Annotated in this window: 4 protein-coding genes; 3 read left to right on the top strand and 1 reads right to left on the bottom strand. The window is 67.7% G+C overall.

Annotation, left to right across the window (positions count from 1 at the left end; all coding sequences use genetic code 11):
* Positions 1–32: 32 nt before the first annotated feature.
* Positions 33–1,157, bottom strand: a complete 1,125-nt coding sequence (locus tag ABQZ09_RS03230; RefSeq protein WP_228313609.1) for a pyridoxal phosphate-dependent aminotransferase — start codon at positions 1,155–1,157, stop codon at positions 33–35.
* A 389-nt stretch (positions 1,158–1,546) separates the two neighbouring features.
* Here ABQZ09_RS03230 and ligA point away from each other — a divergent pair, with 389 nt between their 5' ends.
* The 3 genes from ligA (at position 1,547) to ABQZ09_RS03245 (ending at position 6,047) form a co-directional block, all read left to right on the top strand.
* On the top strand, positions 1,547–4,048 hold the full coding sequence (ligA, locus tag ABQZ09_RS03235; protein ID WP_349776092.1) for an NAD-dependent DNA ligase LigA: 2,502 nt from the start codon (positions 1,547–1,549) through the stop codon (positions 4,046–4,048).
* Entirely contained in the window at positions 4,045–5,007 is a 963-nt protein-coding gene (gene epmA / locus ABQZ09_RS03240; protein ID WP_349776093.1) for an EF-P lysine aminoacylase EpmA, read from the top strand. Before ligA ends, epmA begins: the two co-directional genes overlap by 4 nt.
* Positions 5,008–5,360: 353 nt before the next feature.
* The gene (locus ABQZ09_RS03245; protein WP_039411479.1) at positions 5,361–6,047 is read left to right on the top strand and encodes a DUF3011 domain-containing protein; all 687 of its coding nucleotides are present in this window, start codon (positions 5,361–5,363) and stop codon (positions 6,045–6,047) included.
* The last annotated feature ends 300 nt before the right edge of the window (positions 6,048–6,347 follow it).

Raw genomic sequence — 6,347 nt, forward strand, 5'->3', positions numbered from 1 at the left:
GTTCGCGTTGGCTTTATCGAACGCTTCGCAGATTAGCGCTTGGCTTTGCCGAATGCTTCGCGAAACCGGACCATTTCCGCCTCGGTGCCCACGCTGACACGCACGCGCTTGGGCCAGATCGGCCAGCTGCGGCCGACGATGACGCCCTGCTTCTGCATCGAATCGGCGAACACGCCAGCGTCGCGTTTGACGTCCAGCAGGAAGCAACTGGCCTGCGAGGGCAGGCAGGTGTAGCCCTTGCCCTTGAGCCAGGCGATGGTTTCGTCGCGCACGCGGGCGTTGTCGGCGCGGCGGGTCTGCACCAGCAGCGGGTCGCGCAGGCTGGCGATGCCGGCGGCCATCGCCGGTACCGACAATGGGTTGCTGCCGAAGGCGGCAAGTTTGGTCTGCAGTCCCGGCGGGGCCAGGGCGGCGCCCAGACGCAGGCCGGCCATGCCGTAGAGCTTGGAGAAGCTGCGCAGCACGATCAGGTCCTGGCGCTGCCGCACCAGATCGGCCACCGAGGGCTCGTTGCTGTAATGGATATACGCCTCGTCGACCACCAGCACCGCGCTGGACGGCTTGTTGGCGAGCAGCCACTCGATGTCGGCGCGCGGGGTGATGGAACCGGTGACATTGCCGGGATTGCACACATAGATCAGGCCGGCGGTCGGGTCGGCCTTGGCCATCGCCTTGACGTCGTGCGCGCCATCGGCACGCAGCGGCACCTTGCGCACGGCCACGCCGCGGGCGGTGGCGCTTTCGATCAGCGGGTCGAAGCTCGGGTCGGCTACCACCAGCCCGGCGCGCGCGGAGGTGAACAGATTGCTGGCGCGATTCAATGCATCCCTGGAACCGGGAAACAACGACAGATGATCGTTGGGCAACTGCAGCTCGCCGGTCATCAGGTTGCGCAGATCCTGCTCCATCTCCGACAGGTAGCGGCCCGAACGCGTCAGCGAACGCGTGGCAGCGTCAACCGCCGCCGGGGCAGGCCCGAGCGGGTGCTCATTGAGGTTGAGGTACACGGTGCCGGCCGCGGCTGCCACGCCCGGCGTTGCCGGCGCCGCGGCGCGCTTGCGGGCCGCCTCGGCCGCGGGTGCCAGCCCCAGTGCGGAAACCGCCACGCCGGTGGTGGCGAGGCTGAGAAACGAGCGGCGCGAGACGGGCAACGACACGGGTGAACTCCAGAGGCGGCGGGCAGAGAGGGCGCCACGCTAGCCGGTTTGGGCGTGTCTGCCTATCGGGAAATACCCGCAGGGTCGGTCGCGCAGGCGCGCGCGCTGCATTCAGGTGGCAGCGACGGTGGTGTTTCCCGCGTTTGCGTACACAGGGTAGGTGCTGCCGGGCTCGCTTCCAGCGGGCTCCGGGCAGTGGCTGTAGCACCTGCTTCGCTCCGCTGCCCGCACCCTGGCAGGGTGCGGTTTACGCATGGCCACCGCGGCCGACGCCGCCAATGCCAAGGACTTCATCCATCGATCAATCTGCGCGACCGAAGGCGCTTGCGCCAACGCTTGGCATCGGCACGGCCCGTTAGAATGGGCGGCCCAGAGCCAGCCCCGCGACCATGACTGCCAGCCCGGATCCCGCTCAGCGCATCGCTGCCTTGCGTCGCCGCATCGACGATGCCAACTACCGCTATCACGTGCTCGACGAGCCGCAGCTGGCCGACGTCGACTACGACCGTCTGATGCGGGAGCTGGAAGCGCTGGAAGCCGAGCACCCGTCGTTGGCCAGTGCCGATTCGCCAACGCAGCGGGTTGGCTATCTGGCCGCCTCGCGCTTTGCCGAGGTGCGGCATGCCTTGCCGATGTTGTCGCTGGGCAATGCCTTCAGCGACGAGGAAGTGCGCGAGTTCGTGCGGCGCATCAGCGAGCGCCTGGAGATCAAGCGGCCGGTCTTCTCGGCCGAGCCCAAGCTGGATGGGCTGGCGATCAGCCTGCGCTACGAAAACGGCGAGTTCGTGCAGGGTGCCACCCGCGGCGATGGCGCCACCGGCGAGGATGTCAGTGCCAATCTGCGCACGGTCAAGGCGATTCCGCTGCGCCTGCGCGGTGAGGGCTGGCCGCAGGTGCTGGAGGTACGCGGTGAGGTCTACATGCCGCGCGCCGCCTTCGAGGCCTACAACGCGCAGATGCGCGCGCAGGGCGGCAAGGTGCTGGCCAATCCGCGCAACGGCGCGGCTGGCTCGTTGCGCCAGCTGGATGCGCGCATCACGGCACAGCGCCCGCTGAGTTTCTTCGCCTACGGCGTGGGCGAAGTGCGCGACGGCGCATTGCCGCAGACGCATTCGGCCATCCTGGCGCAGCTGCGCGACTGGGGCTTTCCAGTCAGCCAGCTGGTCGAGGTGGTGCAGGGCAGTGAGGGCCTGTTGGCGTACTACCAACGCATCGGCGAGGCGCGCGATGGATTGCCATTCGATATCGACGGCGTGGTCTACAAGCTCGACGATCTGGCCGGGCAACGCGAGATGGGATTCGTGTCGCGCGCGCCGCGTTGGGCGATTGCGCACAAGTTCCCGGCGCAGGAGCAGTCCACCACGGTGGAGGCGATCGAGATCCAGATCGGCCGCACCGGTGCGGCGACGCCGGTGGCACGTCTGAAGCCGGTGCACGTGGCCGGCGTCGTGGTCACCAATGCGACCTTGCACAACGCCGACCAGATCGCGCGGCTGGATGTGCGCGTGGGCGACACGGTCATCGTGCGCCGTGCCGGCGATGTGATTCCCGAAGTGGCCGGTGTGGTCGCCGACCAGCGACCGGCCGGCACGCAGGAATGGCGCATGCCCACGCAGTGCCCGGTGTGCGGTTCGGAGATCGTGCGCGAGGAAGGTCAGGCGGTGTGGCGTTGCTCGGGCGAGTTGACCTGCCCGGCGCAGCGCAAGGAAGCGTTCCGGCATTTCGTTTCGCGTCGTGCAATGGATGTCGATGGCCTCGGCGAAAAATTCATCGAGGTGCTGGTCGACAGCGGGCTGGTGCAGGGCGTGGCCGATCTGTATCTGCTCACCGTGGATCAGTTGCTGCAACTACGCCTGATCAGCAGCGCCGAGAGCCCGCATGCGTTCCTGCGCGAGGCGCGCGAGCATCTGGCCAGCGGTGCGTATGCGCAGCTGGAAACCCGTGTGGTCGGCATCGGCGTGGATTTGGCCGGGGAGCGCGAGGTGCCACAGACCTGGCAGGCGGATCTGCTGCGCGCAGGCCTGCCGCGCTTCGAGTGGAACCGCAGGAAGATCGCCACCAAGTGGGCCGAGAACCTGATCGAGGCGATCGAAACATCGCGCGACACCACGCTGGAGCGCTTCCTGTTCGCGCTGGGCATCGAGCATGTGGGCGAGAGCACGGCCAAGGCCTTGTCGGCCTGGTTCGGCGATCTGAAACTGATCCGCCATCTGCCGTGGCCGTTGTTCAAGCGCGTGCCGGATATCGGTGGCGAAGTGGCGCGTTCGCTCGGGCACTTCCTCGACCAGCCCGGCAATCAGCAGGCTATCGACGACCTGCTGCAACGTGGCGTGCGTATCGGCGATGCGCATCCGCCATCGCCCAAGCTGCGCGAGGCGTTGAGTTTTGCCAGTGTGCTGGAAGACATGGACATCCCCAAGGTGACCCCGGTGCGTGCGCAGCAGCTTGCTGCCGCGGTGCCGTCGTTCGATGCGCTGCGCACTGCGGGCGCCGACGCCTTGCAGCAGGCCGGCGTGCCGGCGCCGGTGGTCGCCGCGTTGCTGCAATGGCTGGATCGCCCGGAAAACGCCGCGTTGGCAAGCGCGGCGCAACAGGCGATGGAAACGGTGCTGGCGCGGCTGCCGGAGGCCGAGGCCGTGCAGGCCGGTCCACTCGAAGGCCAGACGGTGGTGATCACCGGCACCCTGGCCGCGTTGACGCGCGATGCCGCCAAGCAACGCCTCGAAGCATTGGGCGCCAAGGTCGCCGGCAGCGTCTCCAAGAAGACTGCGTTCCTGGTGGCCGGCGAAGAAGCCGGCTCCAAGCTCGACAAGGCGCAATCGCTGGGCGTGGAGATCTGGGACGAAGCACGGCTGCTGGCCTTCCTGGGCGAACACGGGCAGCAGCCGTGACGGCAGCGCAACTGGATCTGGCTGCACTGCAACTGCGCGCGCAGCTCAACGCGGCGATTCGTGCGTTTTTTGCCGAGCGCGGCGTGCTGGAAGTGGAAACGCCGGTGCTCTCGCAGGCCGGCAATACCGAGCCGAACATCGAGAGTTTCAGCACCCGCTTCAGCGGGCACGTGGATGCCGGCCCGCCCGTGCGCTGGTTGCGCACCTCGCCGGAATACCCGCTCAAGCGCCTGCTTGCCGCCGGTCTGGGCGATTGCTACGAGCTGGGGCGTGTGTTTCGCAATGGCGAGGCCGGCGGCCGGCACAACCCGGAATTCAGCATGCTCGAGTGGTACCGGGTGGGCTGGGACGACCGCGCGCTGGCGCAGGAAACCGTTGCGCTGGTGCAGCGGGCACTTGCGTTGGTCGGGCGCTCGGCTGCGGTGCAGGTGCTCAGCTACCGCGAGCTGTTCGTGCAGCGGCTGGGCATCGACCCGCTGCTGGCGCCGGAAGAGGCGTTGCGTGCGCCGCTGCACGACATCGCCATCGACCCGCAGGGGCTCACGCGCGATGACTGGCTGGACCTGCTGATGACCCATCGCCTGCAGCCGGGGTTTTCCGGCGACACGCTCACCGTGGTGCACGACTGGCCGGCCAGCCAGTGCGCGCTGGCGCGGATCCGCCACGACAACCCGCCGGTGGCCGAACGGTTCGAGCTGTATCTGGGCGCCTACGAGGTCGCCAACGGCTACCACGAGTTGAACGACCCGCAGGAGCAACGCGCGCGTTTCCTGCGCGACAACGCGCGGCGCGCGGCGCGCGGTTTGCCGCAGCTGCCGCTGGACGAGGAGCTGCTTGCGGTGTTGTCGCAGTTGCCGGACTGCGCGGGAGTGGCGGTGGGCGTGGATCGTTTGTTGATGGCCTTGCGCGGCACCGCGCAGATCGCCGACGTGCTGGCCTTCGAGTTCGCGCGTGCCTGAAGACGCGGGGCGGCCGGCGTCGCGCTGGATCGCACCACGCAGATTGCCGACGTGCTGGCGTCCGAGTTTGCGCGCCTGAGCCTTGGCGCGGCGGGCCTCGCGCTGGACCGCCAGGGCGTTCCCGGACGCAGATGCTTTGCCGCAGCTTGCTGCGCACCAGACCGGCGCGGCGCATGACACACGTGGCGGATCCGTAAACGACACCGCTCCGCGCGTATCGCGACAGTGCGCGTGCACCGCTTCTGCCATGCCGCTGTCACCTGCGCCGTATTGCTATCTTCACATCGATGATGCTCTCATCTTCACGTCCACGGGGGCGCGACGTAGATCGTTTCGGGGTGAGGATTGTTGGCATGAAGTGGCTGATCAGCTTATGCGGTTTGTGGTGCCTGCCGCTGCTGATGCTCGCCGATGCGCGCGCCTCCGAGCGTGCGGCTGGCGTGGTGCGCTGCGAGTCCAAGGACATGGCGCGCGTGCATTGCGCGATGAACATTGCCAATGGCGTTCAGCTGGTGCGCCAGCTCTCCGAGACCAGCTGTATCCGCGGCAGCGAATGGGACGTCGAAGACGATGGCGTGTGGGTCGAACAGGGCTGCCGCGCCGAATTCGCGTCGTCCCGCGTGCAGACCGCAACGGTGATGCGCCGTGTGGTGCGCTGCGATTCCAATGGCGGCAAGGTGGCGTGCCCGGTGGTGTTGCGTGGCGCGCCGGTGCGGCTGCTGCGGCAGCGTTCGATGTGGCCGTGCAAGGAAGGCCGCACCTGGGGCGTTCGCCGTAACGAGATATGGGTGTCGCGTGGGTGCGATGGCGAGTTCGAAGTGGGTGCCGAAGACGGTTCCGGCTTCGTGACGGTGCCGCGCATGGTCACCTGCGAATCCAAGAAGAGCGCGCGCCGCACCTGCGGGGTGTCGGTGGAGCGTGCGGTACGGCTGGGCCGGCAGATGTCCAGGACGCCCTGCGTGGAAGGCCAGACCTGGGGCTGGAGCCGCGACGGTGTCTGGGTGAACGACGGTTGCCGCGCCGAGTTCATTGTCGACTGAGCGGTTATCAGGACTGCCGCGCGACTACGTATCGGTCTAGTGCTAGCTGGAGGATTTAGGTCTTCGCGCGCCGCGGCTGCCCCGTGGTCTGGCTGCAGGGCCCTTGCACGCCCACCGTCGCGGGATACGCTGCAAGTACGTCATGGCTCGCTACGGACAGGCCAGGCGCAGAGCGGATCATCTGCACCTTTGCTGCAGGGCCCTTGCCCGCCCACCATCGCAGGACACGCCGCAAGTACATCCCTGTAGCAACTGTGTTGTTGGAGTGGCTTTGGCTAGTCCATAAGCCGGGCACGGTGG

It is taken from the genome of Xanthomonas sp. WHRI 6106 (assembly GCF_040202405.1).
Lineage (GTDB): Bacteria > Pseudomonadota > Gammaproteobacteria > Xanthomonadales > Xanthomonadaceae > Xanthomonas > Xanthomonas cannabis.

What these genes read in the sequence shown, in the direction of transcription:
- ABQZ09_RS03245 (WP_039411479.1), top strand. Translation starts at nt 5,361, where the DNA reads ATGAAGTGGCTGATCAGCTTATGCGGTTTGTGGTGCCTGCCGCTGCTG.
- ligA (WP_349776092.1), top strand. Translation starts at nt 1,547, where the DNA reads ATGACTGCCAGCCCGGATCCCGCTCAGCGCATCGCTGCCTTGCGTCGC.